Origin of the sequence: Pseudomonas pharyngis, from assembly GCF_021602345.1 — a bacterium.
In the GTDB taxonomy this organism is placed as follows: Bacteria; Pseudomonadota; Gammaproteobacteria; order Pseudomonadales; family Pseudomonadaceae; genus Aquipseudomonas; species Aquipseudomonas pharyngis.
In genome coordinates, this window is record NZ_BQID01000007.1 from 105,408 (window position 1) to 129,576 (window position 24,169).

Below are 24,169 nucleotides of genomic sequence, written 5' to 3' on the forward strand. Positions count from 1 at the left end.
TTTCGCCATTTTACTGGCGCCAGAAAAACCTCCCTGTCTTTTCTAAGATTAGTTTCACTCGACACTGATCATTTTTTTCAGTAGTGGCACCTAAATTTTCTCATCGTAGTGGCACAAAACTATCTAACGTGATTTTTCGCCTGTTATTAAAGGTCGAAAACGAAACTGCTATCAAATTGATACTGGTGCCATCTCTGACAATATTTCAAGAAATTTCAGATTTCGCGATGAGCGGACAGGAACTTCGTCCGAATGCATAGCTCATACCACCGGTAACGATTCTCGCCGAGTTTGTACGAGATAACTTACGCGGAGCAGATAGCCATGTAACCAAGTTGTCACAGCAACTTGCCTAGATGACTAACTAGTCTCAAAGCAGACGATGGACAGGAGATACGCACCATTAATATCCCCTACAAAGGCCATGGCCGCGCCCTTATAAACGTGCTCACCTGAGCACCCAACCGCTTGATTTACTGGACTTTCATCCTGACATCGAGCGCGCAAGACGATTGCACAAGAGTCTTCTCCAAAGAAGATCGGCTGCATAACAGGGCACGTCATAACAACAAGGCCTGGTTGCGCACATCTTGAGTGCACTTATTTAGACACTCGAAACTTAGTATGCCTGCACACGGCATTGTGGCGCCTGTATGCCGCACTTTCGAGTGCACTAATGAACGCTGAACACCATTAACTCCGGCCCTCTAAGGCCTGATATATACAGAGGTAATTGCGATGCGCATCAGCATATTTGGTTTGGGTTACGTTGGCGCAGTATGTGCCGGTTGCCTGTCTGCTCGGGGCCACGACGTAGTGGGCGTCGATGTTGCCAAAGACAAGATCGACATGATCAACGCTGGCAAATCTCCCATTGTCGAACCGGGCCTGGGCGAGTTGCTGGCACAAGGTATCCAGACCGGTCGTCTGCGCGGCACGACCAACTTCGCCGAAGCGATTCGCGACACCGACCTGTCGATGATCTGCGTCGGTACGCCGAGCAAAAAGAACGGCGACCTGGAACTGAACTACATCGAAGCGGTATGCCGCGAGATCGGTTTTGTCCTGCGTGAAAAGTCCACCCGCCACACCATCGTGGTGCGCAGCACCGTATTGCCGGGCACCGTGGCAAACGTTGTCATCCCGATTCTCGAAGACTGCTCCGGCAAGAAGGCCGGCGTCGATTTCGGCGTGGCGGTCAACCCTGAGTTCCTGCGTGAATCCACCGCAATCGCCGACTACGACCTGCCACCGATGACCGTCATCGGCGAGTTCGACAAGGCTTCGGGTGACGTTCTGCAATCGCTGTACGAAGAACTCGACGCACCGATCATCCGCAAGGACATCGCCGTCGCCGAGATGATCAAGTACACCTGCAACGTCTGGCACGCCACCAAAGTGACCTTCGCCAACGAGATCGGCAACATCGCCAAAGCGGTGGGCGTCGATGGTCGCGAAGTGATGGACGTGGTCTGCCAGGACAAGACCCTCAACCTGTCGCAGTACTACATGCGCCCGGGCTTCGCCTTCGGCGGCTCGTGCCTGCCGAAAGACGTGCGCGCCCTGACCTACCGCGCCGGCTCCCTGGACGTCGAAGCGCCGCTGCTCAACTCGCTGATGCGCAGCAACGAATCGCAAGTGCAGAACGCCTTTGACATCGTTGAAAGCCACGACAAACGCAAAGTCGCCCTGCTCGGCCTGAGCTTCAAGGCCGGCACCGACGACCTGCGCGAAAGTCCGCTGGTGGAACTGGCCGAGATGCTGATCGGCAAAGGCTACGACCTGAGCATCTACGACAGCAACGTCCAGTACGCCCGTGTCCACGGCGCGAACAAGGACTACATCGAGTCGAAGATCCCGCACGTATCGTCCCTGCTCAATTCGGACTTCGATTCGGTGATCGACAACTCCGACGTGATCATCCTCGGCAACCGCGACGAGAAGTTCCGCGCCCTCGCCGAAGAAGCGCCGCAGGGCAAGCAGGTGATCGACCTGGTGGGCTTCATGTCCAAGGCCACCAGCGCCGGTAGCCGCACCGAAGGGATCTGCTGGTAACGCAGCAGCAAGCCTCGAGCTTCAGGCCGCACGCCGTGAATCGGCGAGCGGCTTGAAGCCCCCATCACCTTCGGATGACGGTCATGTCCAAGCTCAAACATTTTTTTCTGCAATCCGCCGGCTGGCTTTTGTTTCTGAGCCTGCTGATGGGCCTGGCCCTGATGCTGCCCACGTCCACATTCGACTCCGAGTCGAAGGACTTCATTTTCCTGATTGGCGCCGTAGGTATCTGGCGCTACTCGATGGGTGCCACGCACTTTGTGCGCGGCATGATTTTTCTCTACATCGTCTACCCGCACCTGCGCCGCAAGGTTCGCAAGCTGGGTAAGGCGGCGGACCCGTCCCATGTGTTTCTGATGGTCACCAGTTTCCGCATCGACGCGTTGACCACCGCGCAGGTTTACAGCTCGGTGATCCGCGAAGCCATCGACTGCGAACTGCCGACCACCGTGGTCTGCTCCATCGTCGAAATGTCCGATGAGCTGCTGGTCAAGGCACTGTGGGCGCGGATGAATCCGCCAGACCGCGTGAAACTCGACTTCGTACGCATTCCCGGCACCGGCAAACGCGATGGCCTGGCCTATGGTTTCCGCGCGATCTCCCGTCACCTGCCGGACGACCGTGCCGTGGTAGCCGTGATCGATGGCGACACCGTGCTCGGCGAAGGCGTCGTGCGCAAAACCGTGCCGTGGTTCCAGATGTTCGGCAACGTCGGCGGCCTGACCACCAACGAGTTCTGCGAAGTGCGCGGCGGGTACATCATGAGCGAATGGCACAAGCTGCGTTTCGCCCAGCGCCACATCAACATGTGCTCGATGGCCCTGTCCAAACGCGTGCTGACCATGACCGGGCGCATGTCGGTGTTTCGCGCCACCGTGGTCACCAACCCGGAATTCATCGCCGACGTTGAAAGCGACTCGCTGCAACACTGGCGCCTGGGCCGTTTCAAATTCCTGACCGGCGACGACAAGTCGAGCTGGTTCAGCCTGATGCGTCTGGGCTACGACACCTTCTACGTGCCGGATGCGGCGATCAACACCGTTGAACACCCGCCGGAAAAGAGCTTCATCAAGGCCAGCCGCAAACTGATGTTCCGTTGGTACGGCAACAACCTGCGCCAGAACTCCCGAGCGCTGGGCCTGGGTGTAAAACGCCTCGGCGCCTTCACCTCGGTGGTGCTGTTCGACCAGCGCGTATCGATGTGGACATCCTTGCTCGGCCTGACCGTGGCAATCATCGCCAGCTTCAAGTACGGCACCGCGTTCATCCTGGTTTACCTGCTGTGGATCGGCATCACCCGTCTGATTCTGACGCTGCTGCTGTCCTGCTCCGGCCACCGGATCGGCCCGGCTTACCCGGCAATTCTCTATTACAACCAGATCGTCGGTGCGCTGGTGAAGATCTACGTGTTCTTCCGCCTCGACCAACAATCCTGGACTCGCCAACCCACTTCCCTGACCCGTGATCTCGCCAGCTTTCAACGTTGGTTCAACACCTGGTCGTCTCGGACCATGACCTTCTCCGCCGGCAGCATTTTCGTCGCCGTGCTGCTGATGATGGTCTGACCTGCCCCTATTGAATTAACAAGGAAATCGCCCCCATGAATACCGCCGTCAACGCCAACGTAGTGCATGAATCCGAAGCCCAGCGTCAGCACGCCCGTGTGAAAATCCCGGCCAAGCTGCGTTTCTTCGGCCCCGACCGGACTCCGGTTGAAGCGCGGGTCCTCGACCTGTCCGCCGGTGGTCTGGCGTTCAACGCCGGACAACTGCCGCTGACCGTCGGCGAGGTGTACAAGGCGCGTCTGCAGTTCGTCATCGACAACCTCGGCCTGGCCATGGACGTTGAACTGCAAGTGCGCTCCTACGACCGCCAGACGGGTCGTGCTGGCTGCCAGTTCCAGAACCTCGAGCCGCAGGACATTTCCACCCTGCGCCACCTGATCACTTCGCACCTGGCCGGCGACATCGTCAGCATCGGCGAAGTGCTGGCAACCCTGCAGCGCGACAACTTCACCAAGGCCCGCAAGGTCAAGGACGGCGACTCCGGCATGACCCCGTTCGGGCGTCTGAAAGCGGTGACGTTCAGCGCCGGTATCTTCGCGGTCGGGCTGGTGGCGGCGGGTTTCATTTTCAAATCGGTGTACAGCATGTACTTCGTCAGCCATGCGCAGGCCGGTCTGGTCAGCGTGCCGGGGATGAACATCACCATGCCGCGCGACGGCACCGTGCAGAGCCTGGTGAAGTCCGACGGCGTCGCCGCCAAGGGCGCACCGCTGGCGACGTTCAGCACCAGCATGCTCGACGTACTCAAAGGTCATCTGGAAGAAGATCAACTGTCCCCGGCCAAGGTTGAAGAACTGTTCGGCAAACAGATGACCGGCACCCTGACCTCGCCGTGCGATTGCACCGTGGCCCAGCAACTGGTGGCCGACGGTCAGTACGCGAGCAAGGGCGACGTGATCTTCCAGCTGGTGCCGCGCAACACCCAGGCCACCGTCGATGCGCGCTTCTCCTATCGCCAGTTCGGCGACGTGCGTCCGGGCACCCCGGTGAGCTTCCAGATCGCCGGCGAAGACAAGACCCGCACCGGCAAGATCGTCAGCAGCACCAGCCTGAAAAGTGCCGACCTGTCCTCCGACATCCGCGTGCAGATCCAGCCTGACGAGCCGCTGGACAGCCGCTTCGCCGGCCGCCCGGTGGAAGTCAACAGCGACCGTGGTCCGAACCTGAACTGGCTGATCGATAAAGCCATGGCTGCCGGTCTTTAAGTCGAGGACATGCCCGTGACGAGCCCTATCAGAATCCTGCCGGTCCCGCTGACGCTGGCCATGGCAATCGCCCTGGCCGGTTGCGCCGGCCTGCCCGACCAGCGCCTGGCCAACGAAGCGCTCAAGCGCGGTGACACCGCGACCGCCGCGCAGAACTACCGTGCGCTGGCCGATCTGGGGTACAGCGAAGCCCAGGTGGGCCTTGCCGACATCCAGGTCGACAGCCGCGATCCGGAACAAATGAAACAGGCCGAAGCCACCTACCGCGCCGCCGCCAGTGTTTCGCCGCGTGCCCAGGCCCGACTCGGTCGTTTGCTGGTGGCCAAGCCCGGCTCCACCGAAGCCGAGCATCAGGAAGCCGAAAGCCTGCTGAAAAAGGCCGCCGCCAGTGGCGAAGGCAACACGCTGATCCCGCTCGCGATGCTGTACCTGCAATACCCGCACAGTTTCCCGAACATCAACGCCCAGCAGCAGATCGACCAATGGCGCAAATCCGGTTACCCGGAAGCCGGTCTCGCACAAGTGCTGCTGTATCGCACCCAAGGCACGTACGACCAGCATCTGGATGACGTGGAAAAAATCTGCAAGGCCGCGCTCAACACCACCGACATCTGCTACGTCGAGCTGGCCACGGTCTATCAGAAACGTGGCGCGCCGGAGCAACAGGCCGAGCTGATCAAACAACTGCAGGCCGGTTACAGCCGCGGCACCGTCAGTGCTCAGCGGGTGGACTCCGTGGCCCGTGTGCTGGCCGATTCGACCCTGGGCAAGACCGACGAAAAAACCGCGCAGTCGCTGCTCGAGCCGATCGCGCCGGGTTACCCAGCGTCGTGGGTCACCCTCGCGCAACTGCTCTACGACTTCCCGGAACTGGGCGACGTCGACCAGATGATGAAGTACCTGGACAACGGCCGCGCCGCCGACCAGCCGCGCGCCGAGCTGTTGCTGGGCAAGCTCTACTACGAAGGCAAACTGGTCCCGGCCGACGCCAAAGTCGCCGAGGAACATTTCCAGAAAGCCGTCGGCCGCGAAGTCGCTGCCGATTACTACCTCGGCCAGATCTACCGCCGTGGCTACCTGGGCAAGGTCTATCCGCAGAAGGCCCTCGACCATCTGCTGACCGCTGCGCGCAACGGCCAGAACAGCGCCGACTTCGCCATCGCCCAACTGTTTTCCCAAGGCAAGGGCACCAAGCCCGACCCGCTCAATGCTTATGTGTTCAGCCAGTTGGCCAAGGCCCAAAACACTCCGCAAGCCGATGAGCTGGCGACCACCCTCGCCGCCCAACTGCCGCCCGAGCGCCTGGCCGAAGCCCAGCGCCTGCTGCAACAGGAACAGGCAACCCGTGGCGCCCTGAGCCAGAACACGCTGCAACTGCACGCCCTGCAAGAAGAAGACGGCGAGGAAAAACCATGAAATTGAATCCCTTTGTGAAGGCCGGCATTGGCCTCACGTTCGCGTTGATCTGGTCTTGCCCGACCCTGGCCGCGATGACTGAATCGAAGAACTTCGGCCTCGAAGTGAAAATCACCGGCCAGTCCGAAGACGACCGCGACCTCGGCACCGCCAGCGGCGGCGACGTCAACGGCCTCGGCCTCGATCTGCGTCCGTGGGTCTACGGCGAAAGCGGCGCGTGGAGCGCCTACGCCATGGGCCAGGCCGTGACCTCGACCGACATCATCGAGACCGACACCCTGCAGCAGTCCGACAGCGAGGGCACCCAGACCACCGACAACGGCGATCGCAAGACCAAGAAAAACTACCTGGCGATGCGCGAATTCTGGGTCGGCTACAGCGGCCTGACGCCCTACCCCGGCGAGATCCTCAAGTTCGGTCGCCAGCGCCTGCGCAATGACGACGGCCAGTGGCGCGACACCAACATCGAAGCCCTGAACTGGACCTTCGACACCACCCTGCTGCGCGCCAACGCCGGTGTCGCCGAACGCTTCAGCGAATACCGCACCGACTTGAAAGAGCTGGCACCCAAAGACAAGGATCGCCTGCACGCCTACGCCGATGCCGCTTACCAGTGGACACCGGGCAACTGGGTCGGGATTCGCGGTCACCACACCCACGACGACGGCAAGCTCGACTATCCGGAGCCAGGCGTGGCCGGCGATTCGCTGGACAAGAAAGAAAACGGCGATATCAGCTGGCTCGGCCTGACCGCAGACAGCGACGCCTACAACTGGCGCAACACCAACACCGTCAACTACTGGGGCAGCATCACCGGCATGAGCGGCGACCGCGACACGGTCAACGCCCTCAACGCCGACGGCACCCGCCCGGCCCAGGCCAAGCGCAGCGACAACGTCGACGGCTGGGCGACCGACATCGGTGTGCGTCTGCGCCTTGATCCGCAATGGCAGGTCGGTGCGGCGTATGCCCGTGCGAGCGCCGATTACGAACAGAACGGCCTGGAAAGCAACCGCTCGAACTACACCGGTACTCGCTCGCGGGTTCACCGTTTCGGCGAAGCCTTCCGTGGCGAAATGAACAACATGCAGACCGCCACCCTGTTCGGTTCGTGGATGCTCAACGACCAGTACGACGCCAGCCTGATCTACCACAAGTTCTGGCGTGTGGACGGCAACAAGCCGGTGGGCAGCAACGGCATCAACGCCGTGGAGAACAACACCGACGACGTCACCGGCGCGATCCTTTCCAGCACTTCCCTGCCACTGCAGGACGGCAACAAGGATCTGGGCCAGGAAATGGATCTGGTGGTCACCAAGTACTTCAAGCAAGGCTTGCTGCCGGCGGCGTTGAGCCAGTCGATCGACGAACCGTCGGCGCTGGTGCGTTTCCGTGGCGGCGTGTTCAAGCCGGGTGATGCCTATGGCAGCCAGGTCGATTCGTACATGCACCGCGCATTCATCGACGTGATCTGGCGCTTCTGATGCTGACCGCCAAGGGAGTGCCCGACATGAACAGTGCCCGCAAAGGCTCACTCAGCCTGCTGGCCGGCGCGATGCTGCTGGCCTCGGCCGGCGCCTTCGCCAGTGTGGAACCGGCCAAACCCGCGACCACCGCCAAGGAGCTGCAACAGGCCAAGACCTACACCGTCAGCAGCGCGCCGACCGAAGCGCTGGAACTGGCCAAGCCGAAATTGCCCGACCTCTCCGGCTACACCGCCGAAGCCGCCGCCGCGAAAATCGTGCGCAGCAAACCGGGCAAGATCAGCGTGCGCCGGATGATGCAGGAAGACGCCCTGAAGGACTTCATCGGCGGCGACAACAAGATGGCCGAATGGGTGGTGCGTCAGCACGGCATCCCGCAGGCGATCTTCGTCGACGACGGCTACATGAACCTGAAAGAGCTGGCGCAGAAACTGCCCAAGCAGTACTTCAGCGAAACCTCGCCGGGCGTCTACCTGGCCAAGTTGCCGATCGTGGTCGGCCGCAAAGGCATCCTCGAGATCGACGGCCAGACCCAGGAATTGCGCCTGTCCCAGGAGGCCGGTTCGTTCCTGGTCAACGACGGCCAGCTGTTCGTGCGTGACACCAGGGTCACCGGCTGGCGCGAGAAGGAAAACGGCCCGGCGACCTTCCGTTCGCCGAAGGAATTTCGCCCGTTCCTGCTGGCCTGGGGCGGCACCGAGACCTACATCGTCAACAGCAAGATGGCCAGCTTCGGCTACGCCAACAGTAAGTCCTACGGCGTGAGTATTTCCCAGTACACGCCGAACATGGCCAAGGTGCTCAAGCGTCCCGAGCCGACCGGCTGGATCGTCGGCTCCGAGTTCTCGGACATGTGGTACGGCTTCTACTGCTACGAGACCCGCGACTTCGTGGTCAAGGGCAACACTTACAAGGACAACATCGTCTACGGCATCGACCCGCACGACCGTTCCCACGGTCTGATCATTGCCGAGAACACGGTGTACGGCACGAAGAAGAAGCACGGGATCATCATTTCCCGTGAAGTGAACGACAGCTTCATCTTCAACAACAAAAGCTACGACAACCACCTCTCGGGGCTAGTGATCGACCGTAACAGCGTGAACAACCTGATCGCCTACAACGAGATCTACAAGAACCACACCGACGGCATCACCCTCTACGAGTCCGCCGACAACCTGCTGTGGGGCAACAAGGTCATCAGCAACAAGCGCCACGGCATCCGCATTCGTAACAGCGTGAACATCCGCCTCTACGAAAACGTCGCCATGGCCAACGGCCTGACCGGCGTCTACGGACACATCAAGGACCTGACCGACACCGACCGTGACATCAAGCTCGACCCGTTCGACGCCCAGGTCTCGCTGATCGTGGTCGGCGGTGAACTGGCGGCTAACGGCAGCGGCCCGCTGTCGATCGATTCGCCGTTGAGTGTCGAGCTGTATCGCGTGTCGATGCTGGCGCCGACCAAATCCAGCGGCATCAGCTTCAACGGCATCCTCGGCGAGCGCCAGGATGAAATTCTCGACCTGCTGGTGCGCCAGCAGAAAGCCGTGCTGATCGACCCTGTCGAACGCCAGACCGAATTGCAGGACTGAGGATAATTTTATGCACCCACACCTGATCAAATTACTCAGCCTGTCGGCCCTGACCGTGGGCATCCTGGCGGCCAGCAACGGCGCCCGCGCCGATGAAGTCCAGCCGCCGAAATTCACGGCCGAACCTTGCTGCAGTCTGTGCCCGGCCGCCCACGACGCGAAGAACTACACCACCCGCTATCAGCAGAACTTCACCACTCTGGTGCAAGCGCAGGGCGACTGGTTGTTCCGGACCCAGGAAGATTTGCGCACCGAGTTCAACACCACCCCGGCCGGCTACAAGCGCCTGCAACAACTGCACGATGCGTTCAAGGCCAAAGGCGTCGAACTGGTGATCGTCTACCAGCCGACCCGTGGTCTGGTGAACCGCAACAAGCTCAACCCGGCGGAAAAAGCCGCGTTCGATTACGAGAAAGCGCTGGGCAACTACAAGACCATGCTCGGCCGTTTCGCCAAGATGGGTTACGTGGTACCGGACCTGTCGCCGCTGACCAACGAATCGCTGCCGGAGACCCTGCCCGCCCACGATTTCTACTTCCGCGGCGACCAGCACTGGACCCCGTACGGCGCCCAGCGCACGGCAAAAATCGTCGCCGAGAAGGTCAAGCAGATTCCGGCCTTCGCCGACATTCCCAAGCGTGAATTCGAAACCAAACGCTCCGGGCGCATGGGCAAGACCGGCACCCTGCACAACATGGCCGGGCAACTGTGCGGCACCAGTTACGCGATCCAGTACATGGACCAGTTCACCACCGAGCCGAAAGGCGAAGCGGGTGACGGCGACCTGTTCGGTGATTCCGGCAATCCGCAGATCACCCTCGTGGGTACTTCGCACAGCGGCAAGAACTACAACTTCGCCGGTTTCCTTGAAGAAGCCATCGGCGCCGACATTCTCAACGTCGCCTTCCCCGGCGGCGGTCTGGAAGGTTCGATGCTGCAGTACCTGGGCAGCGACGAATTCCAGAAGACGCCGCCGAAAATCCTCATATGGGAATTCTCGCCGCTGTACCGCCTCGACCAGGAAACCATCTATCGCCAGATGATGGCGCTGCTCGACAACGGCTGCGAAGGCAAAGAGGCGCAAATGTCCGCCAGCACCACGCTCAAGCCGGGCGGCAAACAAGAACTGCTGGTCAACAGCAAGAACCTGAACCTGCAGAACAGCAGCCACCAGGTCGACATCCGCTTCGCCGACACCTCGGTGAAAACCCTGCAAGCCACCCTCTGGTACATGAACGGTCGCCACGAGGACATCAAGATCGAGAAACCGGAAACCTCCGATACCGACGGTCGTTTCGCCTTTGAGTTGCGCACGGACGAAGACTGGGCCTCGCAAAACCTGCTGGCGGTCGAAGTCCAGGGCCCGGAAGCGGGCACCGCGCCACAGAAAGTCGAAGCGAAAATCTGCAAACGCAACGTATTCCCGGGCGCTGGGCAACAAACCGCTCAGGTCGGGCAATGAGGTCTGCTATGCGAAATCCGAAACTGAAAACTCTTTTGGCGCCGACGCTGCTCGGGCTGGCGATCTTCGCCTGCACCGCGCAGGCCGCCGCACCACTGCGTCCGCCACAGGGCTATTTTGCGCCTGTGGATAAATTCAAGACCGGCGACAAGAGCGAAGGCTGCGATGCGATGCCGACGCCCTACACCGGCCCGCTGCAATTTCGCAGCAAGTACGAAGGCTCGGACAAGGCTCGCGCGACGCTGAACGTGCAGTCGGAAAAGGCCTTCCGCGACACCACCAAAGACATCACCACCCTGGAACGCGGCACTGCCAAACGGGTGATGCAATTCATGCGCGACGGTCGTCCGGAACAACTCGATTGCACACTCAACTGGCTCACCGCGTGGGCCAAGGCCGATGCGTTGATGTCCAAGGACTTCAACCACACCGGCAAGTCGATGCGCAAATGGGCGCTGGGCAGCATGGCGTCTTCGTACATTCGCCTGAAGTTCTCCGACTCCCATCCCCTGGCCCAGCACCAGCAGGAAGCCCAGGTGATCGAAGCCTGGTTCAGCAAAATGGCTGATCAGGTGGTCAGCGATTGGGACAACCTGCCGCTGGAAAAAACCAATAACCACTCGTACTGGGCCGCGTGGTCGGTGATGGCGACATCGGTCGCGACCAACCGCCGCGACCTGTTCGATTGGGCAGTCAAGGAATACAAGATCGGCGTCAATCAAGTCGATGCCGATGGTTTCCTGCCGAACGAACTCAAGCGCCAGCAACGCGCCCTCGCCTATCACAACTACGCCCTGCCGCCACTGGCGATGATCGCCAGTTTCGCCCAGGTCAACGGTGTGGATCTGCGACAGGAAAACAACGGCGCGCTGAAACGCCTGGGTGACCGGGTGCTGGCCGGAGTGAAAGACCCGGATCAGTTCGAGAAGAAGAACGGCAAAGAGCAGGACATGACCGATTTGAAAGAGGACATGAAATTCGCCTGGCTCGAACCGTTCTGCACCCTCTACACCTGCCCGCCGGATGTGATCGAGAAAAAACACGGCATGCAGCCGTTCAAGACCTTCCGCCTCGGCGGCGACCTGACCAAGGTCTACGACCCGTCCCACGAAAAGGGCAACAAGGGCAGTTAATCGCTGATCGTTTCACCCCTCCAACACCACGGGGGGTTTGGGGGGGCTTTGGCCCTTGACTGTTGGTTCAAACATGGAGAGATCGGGATGGTATTTTCATCCAACGTGTTCCTGTTTCTGTTCTTGCCGATCTTTCTCGGCTTGTACTACCTGAGCGGGCAACGCTATCGCAACCTGCTGCTGCTGATCGCCAGCTACGTGTTCTACGCGTGGTGGCGGGTGGACTTCCTGGCGCTGTTCGCCGGCGTCACCCTGTGGAACTACTGGATCGGCCTGAAAGTCGGCGCCGCCGGCGTGCGCACCAAACCGGCCCAGCGCTGGCTGCTGCTCGGCGTGGCGGTGGACCTGTGCATCCTTGGCTACTTCAAGTACGCCAACTTCGGGGTCGAGAGCATCAACGCGATCATGACCTCGATGGGCCTTGAGCCGTTCATCCTGACCCACGTGCTGCTGCCGATCGGTATCTCGTTCTACATCTTCGAGTCGATCAGCTACATCATCGACGTCTACCGCGGCGACACCCCGGCCACCCGCAACCTGATCGACTTCGCGGCGTTCGTGGCGATCTTCCCGCACCTGATTGCCGGTCCCGTGCTGCGTTTCCGTGACCTGGCCGACCAGTTCAACAACCGCACCCACACCCTCGACAAGTTCTCCGAGGGCTGCACGCGGTTCATGCAGGGTTTCATCAAGAAGGTGTTCATTGCCGACACCCTCGCCGTGGTGGCCGACCATTGCTTCGCCCTGCAAAACCCGACCACGGGCGATGCCTGGCTCGGCGCGCTGGCCTACACCGCGCAACTGTATTTCGACTTCTCCGGCTACAGCGACATGGCCATCGGCCTGGGCTTGATGATGGGTTTCCGCTTCATGGAAAACTTCAAGCAGCCGTACATCAGCCAGTCGATCACCGAGTTCTGGCGCCGCTGGCACATCAGCCTGTCGACCTGGCTGCGTGACTACCTCTACATCACCCTCGGCGGCAACCGCAAAGGCACGCTGATGACCTATCGCAACCTGTTCCTGACCATGCTGCTCGGTGGTCTGTGGCACGGCGCGAACATCACCTACATCGTCTGGGGTGCGTGGCACGGCATGTGGCTGGCGATCGAAAAAATGCTCGGCCTCAACACCGCGCCGCGCAGCCTCAACCCGATCCGCTGGGCGCTGACGTTCCTGCTGGTGGTCATGGGCTGGGTGATCTTCCGCGCCGAGAACCTGCACGTTGCCGGCCGCATGTACGGCGCGATGTTCAGCTTCGGCGACTGGTCGCTGTCGGAACTCAACCAGGCCAGCCTCACCGGCCTGCAAGTGGCGACCCTGGTGGTGGCTTACGTGACCCTGGCGTTCTTCGGCCTGCGCGATCTGTACACCAACCAGCCGCCAGCCAAGACCAAACCTGAGGTCAACGTCGAGGCCAACGGCCCGGCCACGGCGACTCCGGGAATGATCAAGGCAGCCCCGGGCGAAAACCCGGCGAGCATCCATGAGCCTGGCTACACCGTCGGCGTCGAAGCCCAGGTGCAACCGGCCTACTGGACCGCGGACTGGTCGCGCTACGTGATGCGCGGGCTGATCCTGCTGCTGTTCATCGCCTCGATTCTCAAACTCTCGGCGCAAAGCTTCTCGCCGTTCCTTTACTTCCAGTTCTGAGGGATCTGACATGACCCGCTCATTACGCATCTTCTACATCGCGCTGTTTCTGGTGACCCTGCTGGTGCTTGGTCTGTGGTCGGTGCGCAGCTTCTTCGGCTTCAGCACCAACGCCGATGCGACGGTGCTCAACGGCCGCTGGACCAAAGCCGTGGAAACCCACTACGACGATGAGTTCCCGATCAAGCGCCTGGGCACCAATCTTTGGGCCGCGCTGGATTTCAAACTGTTCAACGAAGGTCGTCCGGGCGTGGTGCTCGGTCGCGATCAGTGGTTGTACAGCGATGAGGAATTCAACCCGATCGTCAACGAAGAGCTGAACCTGCAAGGCAACTACGCGCTGGTCGAAGGCGTGCGCCAGACCCTGAAAGAGAAAGGCGTGAAACTGGTGATGGCGATCGTGCCGGCCAAGGCTCGCCTGTACCCGGAACACCTGGGTGAAGTGAAACCGGCAAGCATCCACGCCAACCTCTATCAGGACTTCCACGCCCGTGTCGCGGCGGACAAGATCCTCGCTCCCGACCTGCTCGGCCCGCTGCAAGCGGCCAAGCAGAACGGTCAACAAGTGTTCCTGCGCACCGACACCCACTGGACCCCTGAAGGCGCGGAAATCGCCGCCAACACCCTGGCCAAAACCATCGCCGACAAGTTCCCGCTCAGCGGCGAGCCACAGCGCTTCGTCACCACCCCGGCGGAGAAGGTCACGCACAAGGGCGACCTGCGTCTGTTCCTGCCGCTGGATCCGCTGTTCGAAAACCTGATGCCGGCCAAGGAACCGCTGCAAAAGCGCAACACCGTGGCCGTCGAACAACCTGCCGGGGACGACGCCCTGTTCGCCAACAGCGAAGTGCCGGTGGCCCTGATCGGCACCAGCTACAGCGCCAACCCGAACTGGAACTTTGTCGGTGCGCTCAAGCAAGCGCTGCACAGCGACGTGGTCAATTACGCCGAAGACGGCCACGGCCCGATCCTGCCGATGCTCAGCTACCTGAAAAGCGATGACTTCAAGAACAGCCCGCCACAGGTGCTGATCTGGGAGTTTCCTGAACGATATCTGCCTGTGAACAACGAAATCGGCGACGCCGACCCACAGTGGGTCGCAGAGCTCAAACAAGCCGGTGCTCGCCAACAAAACGTAGCCATCAACACTAAATCCGAGACGCCCGATCGGGCGCAAAACTGAAAGAGAGGTACACCATGACTTTCACTACAACTCCTCGTCGTCTCGCTAAACGCATTGCTCTGGTTGCGGGTCTGAGCGTGCTGTCGGTCCAGGCCTTCGCCGGTGGCGACGCTGCGCTGTACGGCCCGACTGCACCGAAAGGCTCGACCTTCGTGCGCGTCTACAACGCCAGCAACGCTGAAGTCAGCGCCACCGTCGGCAGCACCAATCTGAGCGACGTCGCGCCGCTGGCCAGCAGCGACTTCAGCTTCATGCCGGGCGGTGATTACAGCGCCAAGGTCGGCAGCCAGACCCTGCCGGTGAAACTCGCCGGTGACCACTACTACACCCTGGTCAACAACGCTTCCGGCGCGCCGCAACTGATCGAAGAACCGCCGTTCAAGAACAAGCAGAAATCCCTGGTGCGCGTGCAGAACCTCAGCGACAAGTCGCTGACCCTGAAGACCGCCGACGGCAAGACCGACGTGGTGCCGAACGTGGCCGCCAAGGGCCGTGGCGAGCGTGAAATCAACCCGGTGAAAGTCAGCCTGGCGCTGTACGAAGGTGACAAGAAAGTCGGCGACGTCAAACCAGTCGCCCTGGAGCGCGGTGAAGCAGCCGTGCTGTACGTCACCGGCAACGGCAGCAACCTGTCGCCAGTCTGGGTGAAACGCCCGGTGTCGACTCGCTAAGCACATGAAACCGGGCAGCCGTCGCTGCCCGGTACGGAACAACAACAAGAGTGAAACGACACAGCGTTCGTGCCTCTAACCAATCGATTTTATGGAGTAAACAATATGATTCCGGTGATCTTGTCAGGTGGTAGCGGCTCACGTCTTTGGCCGCTTTCGCGCAAGCAGTTTCCCAAGCAGTTCCTCGCCCTGACCGGCGAACACACACTGTTCCAGCAAACCCTCGAGCGTCTGGTGTTCGAAGGCATGGACACCCCGATCGTGGTCTGCAACAAGGATCACCGCTTCATCGTCAACGAGCAGTTGGCCAGCCGCAATCTGGAATGCCAGCGCATCCTGATGGAACCCTTCGGTCGCAACACCGCGCCGGCCGTGGCCCTGACCGCGATGATGCTGGTCAATGAAGGTCGCGACGAACTGATGCTGGTGCTGCCGGCCGACCACGTTCTGGAAGACCAGAAAGCCCTGCAACGTGCCCTCGCTCTGGCCACCGTTGCCGCCGAAAACGGCGAGATGGTGCTGTTCGGCGTGCCGGCCACCAAACCGGAAACCGGTTACGGCTACATCAAGTCCACCGGTGATTCGCTGCTGCCGGAAGGCGTCAGCCGCGTCTCGCACTTCGTGGAAAAACCCGACGTCAAACGCGCCACCGAGTACGTAGAGTCCGGCGGTTATTACTGGAACAGCGGCATGTTCCTGTTCCGCGCCAGCCGCTTCCTCGAAGAACTGAAAAAGCATGATCCGGACATCTATGACACCTGCCTGCTGACCCTCGAGCGCAGCCAGCAGGATGCCGACACCGTCACCCTGGACGAAGCCACCTTCGCCTGCTGCCCGGACAACTCCATCGACTATTCCGTGATGGAAAAGACCCAGCGCGCCTGCGTGGTGCCGCTGACCGCCGGCTGGAGCGATGTCGGCTGCTGGTCGTCGCTGTGGGAAGTCAACGAGAAGGACGCCAACGGCAACGTCAGCAAGGGCGACGTGGTGATCCAGGACAGCAGGAACTGCATGATCCACGGCAACGGCAAACTGGTGTCGGTGATCGGTCTGGAAAACATCGTGGTGGTCGAAACCAAGGACGCCATGATGATCGCCCACAAGGACAAGGTCCAGGGCGTCAAGCAGATGGTCAACACCCTCAACGCCCAGGGCCGCAGCGAAACCCAGAACCACTGCGAGGTGTACCGTCCGTGGGGCTCGTACGACTCGGTGGACATGGGTGGCCGCTTCCAGGTCAAGCACATCTCGGTCAAGCCGGGCGCGTGCCTGTCGCTGCAGATGCACCACCACCGCGCAGAACACTGGATCGTGGTCAGCGGAACCGCCGAAGTGACCTGCGACGAGAACGTGTTTCTGCTCACTGAAAACCAGTCGACCTACATCCCGATCGCCTCGGTGCATCGCCTGCGCAACCCGGGCAAGATCCCGCTGGAAATCATCGAAGTGCAGTCGGGCTCATACCTGGGCGAAGACGATATCGAGCGCTTCGAAGATATCTACGGTCGCTCCACCCCGGTCGAACGCGGCGTGTCGGTGAAAACCATCGCGCAGTAAGCGTTCCGTAACAAGAAGCCCCCGTCCAGCCCGCTGCGTCCCCTATCCGCAGCGGGTTGGGCGGGGGCTTTTTTACGCCACTTTTCTGGCTCCCAGTCTTTTGGCGATAGCCGCTGATCGCGGATTGACCGCGGCCGTCCTGACTTTCTGAACGTTGTGCGTGCTCACCATCCTGGCCAACGACTTGACGGTCAGGTAGGTCCCAATACCACGCAATTTGAAAGGTTGGATGGCCTCGGTGGTCTCGACCGATTCACCCAGGAACTTATCCACTCCCGGCTGCGTCAGTGGGTGCACAATTACGTTGCTCACATGAACCGTGCTTTCTCCGCCCTTTGTTGACGAGACACTCAACTCAGCGATGCCATAAATCACTTTATCCTGGCCCTTTTTTTCGACATCGTCGCGATTGATCAGTGCGAAGAAGTGCTTGGTGACCGTTTTTTCCTCCGATACCCGTGGTTCGCTTGAATACTTGAGGGACGAGGATGTGATCTCGGCGATCTCTTTTCCCAATTCAAAATTTTGTTCCGCGCTGACATTTGTGTTCTGCAGTTCTCGCCGCATAGAGTCGTGGTACATCTCACGGTACTGGCGCCGGTACATCCTCAGATGACTCAAGAGCTCGCGCTTGCTCACTGAAAAATCCGGGCCCTCGCCGACTTCAACCAGTTTGAAATCAGCAGACTTGCTGTATTCCACACCTCCCAGGTCAAGCCTGGACACATGTGCTTGGGAGGAAAGCAGCTTGAAGGCCAATCTCACTCGAATGCCCACGTCCGCTTCGTAGGTTCCGGTCTCGGCTTGCAGCCCCAGCGCGTCTCTCATCGTGAGCGGATTGTTGCGAACCATCCGGTAAATATTCAGCCCATCCGAATAGCCGGCAGGATCGGTGCTGGCCCAGCGTTGCAACCACGGGATGTAGTAACGGAAGCCATAATAGTAAAGCCCCGTCGCATCGTGCTCCTTGCCCGAGTAACGCACGTACTTATATTTGAGTTCACCGTTTTGCCAGGCCGTAGTACCGAACGGGTGAAATACTTCCTGACTGATAATTGCGCCACGGTCGTCCGACTCCAGGCTGACTGACCCCAGGTGATCCGAGCACGCATATCGATATCGATCGTTGGTCCCCGTGGGCGGAGGGATCTCCCAATGCAGTACTCGAATATTGTTCAGCCCGCCCTCGGCAGTGATGACCTGCAACCGTTCACCGTTCTCGTTATCGGTACGCAGTTCCAACCCGGGCAAATAGCGCACCTCGGCAACCACGGTGCGTGCACTGGCCTGTAACAGGCGGATCTTGCGCACCCGCTGGTGATCGCCATCGTAGAGATAGGTTTCGCTGTCATTGGCACCGGAAGCGCGCTCCACCGGGCTGACTGATTGCAGTTGGTTGCGCAGGTTCCAGCTCAGTATCCGCCCCGGCTCCAGCTGCAACACGTTGCCTCTGCGGTCGTAGGCGGCTTCGATTTGAGCGTCGTCGGGAGGTGCGTGCTCGTAAGGCAGAGCGCGGTTGCTGTAACTCGCCGGTTGCAGTTTGCGCCCATGACTTTGTGCGCCGACATGAGTCAGCCTGCGCAAGTTGCCGCCGGAATCATATTCATAAGTCTGCTGATAGTTGCTGACCGCCGCCGGATCGACGCGGCCCATCGATTGCGGGCCCTGACTGGTACGCCCGGCTTCCCACCCGAACGCCATGATCAATTGGTAAAGACTGTCGTAGACCAGGCAACTGACCGGCTCTATGCACTGGTTGGCGAAGTAACGGATCGGCATTGCCTTGTCTTCAATCCGCAGGACATTGCCCATCCTGTCGTATCCATAAATCAGGTGTTGCAGCACGAGACCGCGGGCGTCTTCGGTCCGCAGGCACAACAGACGATCGTCCTCGGGACGATAGGTCCGGGTGGTGTGCACACCGTTGCCGGCAGTTTGCTGCGTGACATTGCCTTGCGCGTTGTAACGAATGTCAGTGACCAGGATCTGCTCACGCTCCCCCTTCAACTGAAGGCGGCGTTCGCGCAAACGGCCATCAACGGTCAGCTCGAATGTATGCCGGTTGTCTCGGGCATCCGTCTGTTCCAGCACATCCCCCAATGCACCATGGCGCCACCGCGACAGCTCACCGGCGCCTGGCTCCAGCAGCCGCGCACGCTCCTCCTCCTGCTCCGGCCAGTCGGGTGTCAGCGGATCCAGCGTGAAGTGCCGGGTGTCCTCGGTGCATGCACCGCTGATTGCAAACGCGTTGAACAGTACGCTGCCGGCCGGATGGTCATGGCGGATCAGCTGACCGAACTGGTTGCGCGACGGGTCCCCGCTGCCGGGATGACCGTAGGTCAGGCGCTCGACACAACGCCGAGGCACGCCTGTTCCTTCTTCGAATATCGCGACGGGGCGCAGCAAATTGTCGTGCTCGATCTCGCGCCGCGTCTGACGGCTGTCCCAACTGAACATCGTTTGTGCAGCGAGTCCCTTCAGTTCGATTTGCGTACCTGCATCGACGCTGTCCGAGCGAATCACCGTGGCGTCCACAGCAAACACCTGCATCAGATTGGCCGGCGTCAGCGGGTCGTCGGCTTGCGACAGCCAAAGTCGCGGGTCCCACTGTTTCAGCGCACGCCCCGCAGCGTCATGCAGGGTGCGGTTGATCCGGGACTCGACCGGTCCGTCCTCGATGTCTCGGCAATAGTCGACCGTGCGCACCGGCAAGCCGCGCGGGTCGATCACAGACATCCTCGGCGTATTGACGTGCAAGCTCATGGAGCGCGCTTCCCTGCAATCGGCATTCGGTGTGCCTCTGGCATCAGAGCAAGCTCAGCGCTGTTTCGGCTACTGTCGGAAATGACAGTCCCGACCAACGGCACCTGCGCGCAATCCGCGAATGTCCATTCCCGCGCCCCTTCGGTAGGATGGCAGGCACAAGTTCAAGGAGTGTTCGAACATGTTCATCGGCGTTTTGCTGGTCATCACCTGGCTGATCCTGCTATTGCGCTACCCGGCCAAGGCCCTGCCGGTGTCGATGGCCGCCGCTGTGGGCCTGGGGCTGGTGGCGATGTGGGTGGTGTGGCTGGACAACCGCGAGGTCAAGCAACTGGCGCGCCTTGAACTGCGCATTGTCTATGCCCCCGAACACTGCCCCGCCGACCGTCCGCTGCTGCTCAAGTTGAACAATGGTAACAACGTGCCGCTGACCGAACTGCGCTGGCGCATTGCCGCGTATGCGCCGGGCGACACCGTGAACCTGGCCGACAATCAATACGCCGCCCCGCGCTATCGCGGCCCCGGCGAATTGCAGGCTGGCGGCAACTGGGAAGACTGTTTGCCGATGCCCCCGCTGCGTCCCGGTTATCGCCCGCAAACCCTGGAGTTTCGCGCCGAGCGATTGCAGGGTAGTTTCTCCGACTGATCCCCTCTCCCACTGTTTTGCACAAGGAATGCGCCATGCCCGTTGCGTTGATTACCGGTTGTTCCAGCGGCATCGGCCGCGCCCTCGCCGATGCATTCAAAGGCGCCGGCTACGAGGTCTGGGCCAGTGCACGCAAGGCGGAAGATGTCGCGGCGCTCAGCGCGGCCGGGTTCACGGCGGTGCAGCTCGACGTCAATGACAATGCAGCGCTGGAACAACTCGCCGAGCGGATCAACCAGCAACACGGCGGCCTCGACGTGCTGATCAACAATGCCGGTTACGGCGCCATGGGGCCGCTGCTCGACGGCGGTGTGGCGGCCATGCAGCGCCAGTTCGAGACCAACGTGTTTTCGATTGTCGGAGTGACCCGTGCGCTGTTCCCGGTGCTGCGCCGGGCCAAGGGTCTGGTGGTGAATATCGGCAGTGTGTCAGGGGTTTTGGTCACGCCGTTTGCCGGCGCCTATTGCGCGTCGAAAGCGGCGGTGCACGCGTTGAGCGATGCGTTGCGCATGGAGCTGGCGCCGTTCGGGATTCGCGTCATGGAAGTGCAGCCCGGAGCGATCCAGTCCAGTTTCGCCAAGAATGCCGGGCATGAGGCCGAACAACTGATCAACGAACAATCGCCGTGGTTTCCGTTGCGTGAAGGCATCCGGGCGCGGGCCAAGGCGTCCCAGGACAAACCGACCCCGGCCAGCGAATTTGCCGCCGAATTGCTCAAGGCTGTGCAGCAGAGCAAACCGCCACGCCTGATCCGCATCGGCAATGGCAGCCGGGCGTTGCCGTTGCTGGCGACGTTGCTGCCGAAAGGCTTGCTGGAATCGACGTTGATGAAGCGCTTTGGCTTGCGCGCAAAGCTCTGAGACCGAGTTGACGCTTTCGCGAGCAAGCCCGCTCCCACAGGGGAATGCATTCCAAATGTGGGAGCGGGCTTGCTCGCGAAGAGGCCAGGCCAGCCAACACTCAGCCCCAGCCTTTCATGAAATCAATGAACGCCCGCACCTTCAGTGGCAGGTGCCGGGTGTCCGGGTACAGCGCGTAGACGCCTTGCCGGGCGAAACGGTAATCCGGCAGCAAACGCTGTAATCGCCCGGCATCCAGGTCTTCCTGAATCAGCCACTGCGGCAGAATCGCCACGCCTTGCCCGGTCAGTGCAAAGGCACGGAGAGTCGCGGAGTTGTCCGCGACGATGGCGGTGGTTCCCGGTTTCGGCTGGTAGATATGCTCGGTGCCGGCGGGGTCGCTGACCGTCATTTCCGGCACTCGCCCATGCCCCAGCGTCGGCATCGACTCCAGCACCGCCAGCGTGTTGACCGGCGAAAATCGCTCAATCAGCCCCGGTGCCGCGACGGCAAACACCTCGAACGTCGACAACTGCACCGCCCGCAGATTGGAGTCGTGCATGCGGCCCAGGCGGATCGCCATGTCAAACCGTTCGGAGATCAGATCGGCGTGAGTTGAGGACGTGGACAGGTGAATATTCAGTTGCGGCTGCTGCTGTCGAAACACCTCCAGCGCCGGTACCACCTGAGCCAGCGCGAACTCCACGGTCGTGGTGATGCGCAGCGTGCCCTTGAGTTGCGAGTGTTCCGAACGTGCTTCTTCGATCGCCAGCCGCGCTTCGTCCAGCGTACGCAGGCAACGACGATAAAAACGTTCGCCGGCATCAGTCAGAGCCAATTGCCGGGTGTTGCGGGTGAGCAGGGTGACGCCCAACTCTTCTTCCAGCCGCTTGAGGTTGAAGCTCACCACCGCCCGCGTCTGCCCCAGCGTGTCAGCGGCAGCGGTCAGCGAGCCGGCCTCGACCACGGCCTTGAAAGTATCGAATCGATCCAGGCTGACCATATCCGCAGCGCTCCCTGTCAAAATAATTTTGACAAACTAGCAGCCAAACCAGCGTATTTCTATCGCAGTCAGCGCCCTACCCTGCACGCCTCATCACAGGGAAGCTGCCATGGCCTATCGCTCGAAAGTTGCGCTGGTGTATCTGTTGGGGTTCGCCCTCGACCTGCTGAACATGTTCGCCGCCAGCATCGCCTACCCGGACATCGCCGCGCAGTTGCACGCTTCGGTGACGCAACTGGCCTGGATCACCAACGCCTACATGCTCGGGCTGACGCTGATCATTCCGATGAGTGTGTGGCTGGCTGCACGGGTCGGCGAGCGACGGCTGATTCTCGGTTCGCTGCTGCTGTTCGGGATCGCCTCCGGGCTCATCGCTCAGGCCGGTTCGATTGAAAGCCTGATCGGTTGGCGACTGCTGCAAGGGCTGGGTGGTGGATTGCTGCTGCCGGTGGGCCAGGCGCTGGCCTATCGAGAGTTTTCGGCGACACAACGTGCGCACTTCACGGGGGTGGTTTTGCTCGTGGCGCTGATGGTGCCGGCCCTGTCGCCGGCGGCGGGTGGTCTGGTCGTCGAGGCGTTGTCGTGGCGCTGGATTTTCTACCTGAACCTGCCGGTGGCGCTTTTCGCTTTCGGTCTGGGCCTGCGCTGGTTGAAAGCGGATCAGGCAGCGAGTGAGCGCCCGAAACTGGACGCACGCGGCCTGCTGCTGGCGGCGTCCGCGCTGTGTCTGTTGCTGATCGCCGTCAGCCTGGCGAGCGCCCCGGCCACCCGCCATCTCGCGGGCGGTGTCCTGCTGCTCAGCGTCATGACGATGTGCATCTACCTGCGCGATGGCTGGAACAAACCGGGTGCGGTGCTTGATCTGCAACTGATCAAGAACCCGTCATTGCGTCTGGCGATGCTGATCTACCTGTGCGTGCCCGGCATCTTCACCGGCACTCACATGATCGCCGTGCTGTACCTGCACGACCTCGGCTTCAGTGCGGCGCAAATCGGGGCGCTGATGCTGGCCTGGGCGGCGGCCTCGGGTGTGGCGATCATGCTGGGCAAACGCTGTTTCAACCGGACCGGCCCCAAGCCGTTGCTGATCGCCGGCATGCTGCTGCAATCCCTGGGCATCGTCGTGCTGATGCAGATCGACCGACCTGCAAGCGGCCCGTTGATCCTCGCCTACGCCCTGATGGGATTGGGCGGCAGCCTGTGCAGCGTGACTGCGCAGACCCTGGCGTTCGTCGGCATCACGCCGGAGAAAATGGGCCACTCCAGCGCCCTGTGGAACATCAATCGGCAGCTTGGTTTCTGCCTCGGCGCGGCGCTGCTCAGTTCATTGCTGGGTGCCTTGGGCGTCAACGGATTCAAATACTGCTTTCTCGCCGCCGCGTTTCTGACACTGCTGCCGATGGCCGCCGTGCTGCGTTTCGACTCGACGACAGTGCTCAGCCTTCTGCGCGCACCTCACCTTCAGGAAAAATCCACATGACTGACTACACCGACTATTTTGACGAAGTGATCCAGGCCCATGAGGCCATCGAGCGATGGTTTGCGGTGGAAGAAGACGAGGCAGCGCTGGAGCGATTGCTGACGCGTTTTTCGCCACGGTTCTCCATGGTGACGCCACTGGGACGCGTGCTGGATTCCGAAGCCTTGCGTGCGTTGTTTCAAATGGCGGGCGGGAAGAAGAGCGGGTTCCGCATCGAACTCGGCGAACTTACGGGGATTGCCTTGCATGAAGGGGGTGCGACGGTGAGTTACCGCGAACAGCAGACCGATGCAGGCGGGTTGCACACGGATCGGCGCTCGACCGTGGTGTTTGAAAAAACCGAATCCGGACGGGTGATCTGGCGGCATCTGCACGAGACGTTTTGCAGCGAGTAGATGCTGAGTATTTGCTCGTGAAATTGAGTCGTCCCAATCGCGAGCAGGCTCGCTCCCACAT

Annotated in this window: 18 protein-coding genes; 16 read left to right on the forward strand and 2 right to left on the reverse strand. The window is 60.9% G+C overall.

Features of this window, described 5'->3' with window-relative positions; all coding sequences use genetic code 11:
• The first annotated feature begins 738 nt into the window (after positions 1–738).
• The 12 genes from L6D74_RS15960 (at position 739) to L6D74_RS16015 (ending at position 16,982) form a co-directional block, all read left to right on the forward strand.
• Positions 739–2,055, forward strand: coding sequence for a nucleotide sugar dehydrogenase (locus L6D74_RS15960; RefSeq protein WP_011332560.1), 1,317 nt, complete (start codon positions 739–741; stop codon positions 2,053–2,055).
• A gap of 83 nt (positions 2,056–2,138) precedes the next feature.
• Positions 2,139–3,620, forward strand: a complete 1,482-nt coding sequence (gene alg8 / locus L6D74_RS15965; protein ID WP_163974069.1) for a mannuronan synthase — start codon at positions 2,139–2,141, stop codon at positions 3,618–3,620.
• Positions 3,621–3,655: 35 nt separating this feature from the next.
• Positions 3,656–4,825: an alginate biosynthesis protein Alg44 gene (locus L6D74_RS15970; protein WP_039769455.1), complete on the forward strand. Its 1,170-nt coding sequence runs from the start codon at positions 3,656–3,658 to the stop codon at positions 4,823–4,825.
• Between the two features lie 9 nt (positions 4,826–4,834).
• Positions 4,835–6,241: an alginate biosynthesis TPR repeat lipoprotein AlgK gene (gene algK, locus L6D74_RS15975; protein ID WP_052266574.1), complete on the forward strand. Its 1,407-nt coding sequence runs from the start codon at positions 4,835–4,837 to the stop codon at positions 6,239–6,241.
• Positions 6,238–7,725 (forward strand): alginate export family protein, encoded by a 1,488-nt coding sequence (locus L6D74_RS15980; protein ID WP_102717126.1) that lies wholly within the window; start codon positions 6,238–6,240, stop codon positions 7,723–7,725. The genes algK and L6D74_RS15980 overlap by 4 nt, the downstream gene beginning before the upstream one ends.
• Positions 7,726–7,751: 26 nt before the next feature.
• On the forward strand, positions 7,752–9,323 hold the full coding sequence (algG, locus tag L6D74_RS15985; RefSeq protein ID WP_039769710.1) for a mannuronan 5-epimerase AlgG: 1,572 nt from the start codon (positions 7,752–7,754) through the stop codon (positions 9,321–9,323).
• Positions 9,324–9,333: 10 nt separating this feature from the next.
• Complete coding sequence (locus tag L6D74_RS15990; protein ID WP_085647738.1) at positions 9,334–10,785, forward strand: alginate O-acetyltransferase; 1,452 nt, start codon at positions 9,334–9,336, stop codon at positions 10,783–10,785.
• Positions 10,786–10,793: 8 nt separating this feature from the next.
• Positions 10,794–11,918: a mannuronate-specific alginate lyase gene (locus L6D74_RS15995; protein ID WP_236189755.1), complete on the forward strand. Its 1,125-nt coding sequence runs from the start codon at positions 10,794–10,796 to the stop codon at positions 11,916–11,918.
• A gap of 87 nt (positions 11,919–12,005) precedes the next feature.
• On the forward strand, positions 12,006–13,571 hold the full coding sequence (locus L6D74_RS16000; RefSeq protein WP_039769445.1) for an MBOAT family O-acyltransferase: 1,566 nt from the start codon (positions 12,006–12,008) through the stop codon (positions 13,569–13,571).
• A gap of 10 nt (positions 13,572–13,581) precedes the next feature.
• Positions 13,582–14,754: an alginate O-acetyltransferase gene (locus L6D74_RS16005; RefSeq protein WP_039769444.1), complete on the forward strand. Its 1,173-nt coding sequence runs from the start codon at positions 13,582–13,584 to the stop codon at positions 14,752–14,754.
• 14 nt (positions 14,755–14,768) lie between these two features.
• Positions 14,769–15,425: an alginate O-acetyltransferase AlgF gene (locus L6D74_RS16010; RefSeq protein ID WP_085647734.1), complete on the forward strand. Its 657-nt coding sequence runs from the start codon at positions 14,769–14,771 to the stop codon at positions 15,423–15,425.
• Positions 15,426–15,530: 105 nt separating this feature from the next.
• Positions 15,531–16,982 (forward strand): mannose-1-phosphate guanylyltransferase/mannose-6-phosphate isomerase, encoded by a 1,452-nt coding sequence (locus tag L6D74_RS16015; protein WP_039769441.1) that lies wholly within the window; start codon positions 15,531–15,533, stop codon positions 16,980–16,982.
• A gap of 72 nt (positions 16,983–17,054) precedes the next feature.
• Here the strand turns inward: L6D74_RS16015 and L6D74_RS16020 are convergent, their stop codons facing one another.
• Positions 17,055–19,745, reverse strand: a complete 2,691-nt coding sequence (locus tag L6D74_RS16020; protein WP_236189757.1) for an RHS repeat domain-containing protein — start codon at positions 19,743–19,745, stop codon at positions 17,055–17,057.
• A gap of 181 nt (positions 19,746–19,926) precedes the next feature.
• Here L6D74_RS16020 and L6D74_RS16025 point away from each other — a divergent pair, with 181 nt between their 5' ends.
• Together L6D74_RS16025 and L6D74_RS16030 are read left to right on the forward strand one after the other, a co-directional pair.
• On the forward strand, positions 19,927–20,391 hold the full coding sequence (locus tag L6D74_RS16025; RefSeq protein WP_236189759.1) for a multidrug transporter: 465 nt from the start codon (positions 19,927–19,929) through the stop codon (positions 20,389–20,391).
• A 35-nt stretch (positions 20,392–20,426) separates the two neighbouring features.
• On the forward strand, positions 20,427–21,251 hold the full coding sequence (locus L6D74_RS16030; protein ID WP_236189760.1) for an SDR family oxidoreductase: 825 nt from the start codon (positions 20,427–20,429) through the stop codon (positions 21,249–21,251).
• Positions 21,252–21,351: 100 nt separating this feature from the next.
• Here L6D74_RS16030 and L6D74_RS16035 read toward each other — a convergent pair whose 3' ends face one another.
• Entirely contained in the window at positions 21,352–22,233 is an 882-nt protein-coding gene (locus L6D74_RS16035; RefSeq protein ID WP_236189762.1) for a LysR family transcriptional regulator, read from the reverse strand.
• A 109-nt stretch (positions 22,234–22,342) separates the two neighbouring features.
• Here L6D74_RS16035 and L6D74_RS16040 point away from each other — a divergent pair, with 109 nt between their 5' ends.
• Positions 22,343–23,713 (forward strand): MFS transporter, encoded by a 1,371-nt coding sequence (locus L6D74_RS16040; RefSeq protein ID WP_236189763.1) that lies wholly within the window; start codon positions 22,343–22,345, stop codon positions 23,711–23,713.
• On the forward strand, positions 23,710–24,108 hold the full coding sequence (locus L6D74_RS16045) for a DUF4440 domain-containing protein (protein ID WP_085611395.1): 399 nt from the start codon (positions 23,710–23,712) through the stop codon (positions 24,106–24,108). The genes L6D74_RS16040 and L6D74_RS16045 overlap by 4 nt, the downstream gene beginning before the upstream one ends.
• Positions 24,109–24,169 lie beyond the last annotated feature (61 nt).

Coding starts and splice junctions, on each gene's coding strand:
- L6D74_RS15960 (WP_011332560.1), top strand. CDS start 739: ATGCGCATCAGCATATTTGGTTTGGGTTACGTTGGCGCAGTATGTGCC.
- alg8 (WP_163974069.1), top strand. CDS start 2,139: ATGTCCAAGCTCAAACATTTTTTTCTGCAATCCGCCGGCTGGCTTTTG.
- L6D74_RS15970 (WP_039769455.1), top strand. CDS start 3,656: ATGAATACCGCCGTCAACGCCAACGTAGTGCATGAATCCGAAGCCCAG.
- algK (WP_052266574.1), top strand. CDS start 4,835: ATGCCCGTGACGAGCCCTATCAGAATCCTGCCGGTCCCGCTGACGCTG.
- L6D74_RS15980 (WP_102717126.1), top strand. CDS start 6,238: ATGAAATTGAATCCCTTTGTGAAGGCCGGCATTGGCCTCACGTTCGCG.
- algG (WP_039769710.1), top strand. CDS start 7,752: ATGAACAGTGCCCGCAAAGGCTCACTCAGCCTGCTGGCCGGCGCGATG.
- L6D74_RS15990 (WP_085647738.1), top strand. CDS start 9,334: ATGCACCCACACCTGATCAAATTACTCAGCCTGTCGGCCCTGACCGTG.
- L6D74_RS15995 (WP_236189755.1), top strand. CDS start 10,794: ATGCGAAATCCGAAACTGAAAACTCTTTTGGCGCCGACGCTGCTCGGG.
- L6D74_RS16000 (WP_039769445.1), top strand. CDS start 12,006: ATGGTATTTTCATCCAACGTGTTCCTGTTTCTGTTCTTGCCGATCTTT.
- L6D74_RS16005 (WP_039769444.1), top strand. CDS start 13,582: ATGACCCGCTCATTACGCATCTTCTACATCGCGCTGTTTCTGGTGACC.
- L6D74_RS16010 (WP_085647734.1), top strand. CDS start 14,769: ATGACTTTCACTACAACTCCTCGTCGTCTCGCTAAACGCATTGCTCTG.
- L6D74_RS16015 (WP_039769441.1), top strand. CDS start 15,531: ATGATTCCGGTGATCTTGTCAGGTGGTAGCGGCTCACGTCTTTGGCCG.
- L6D74_RS16020 (WP_236189757.1), bottom strand. CDS start 19,745: ATGAGCTTGCACGTCAATACGCCGAGGATGTCTGTGATCGACCCGCGC.
- L6D74_RS16025 (WP_236189759.1), top strand. CDS start 19,927: ATGTTCATCGGCGTTTTGCTGGTCATCACCTGGCTGATCCTGCTATTG.
- L6D74_RS16030 (WP_236189760.1), top strand. CDS start 20,427: ATGCCCGTTGCGTTGATTACCGGTTGTTCCAGCGGCATCGGCCGCGCC.
- L6D74_RS16035 (WP_236189762.1), bottom strand. CDS start 22,233: ATGGTCAGCCTGGATCGATTCGATACTTTCAAGGCCGTGGTCGAGGCC.
- L6D74_RS16040 (WP_236189763.1), top strand. CDS start 22,343: ATGGCCTATCGCTCGAAAGTTGCGCTGGTGTATCTGTTGGGGTTCGCC.
- L6D74_RS16045 (WP_085611395.1), top strand. CDS start 23,710: ATGACTGACTACACCGACTATTTTGACGAAGTGATCCAGGCCCATGAG.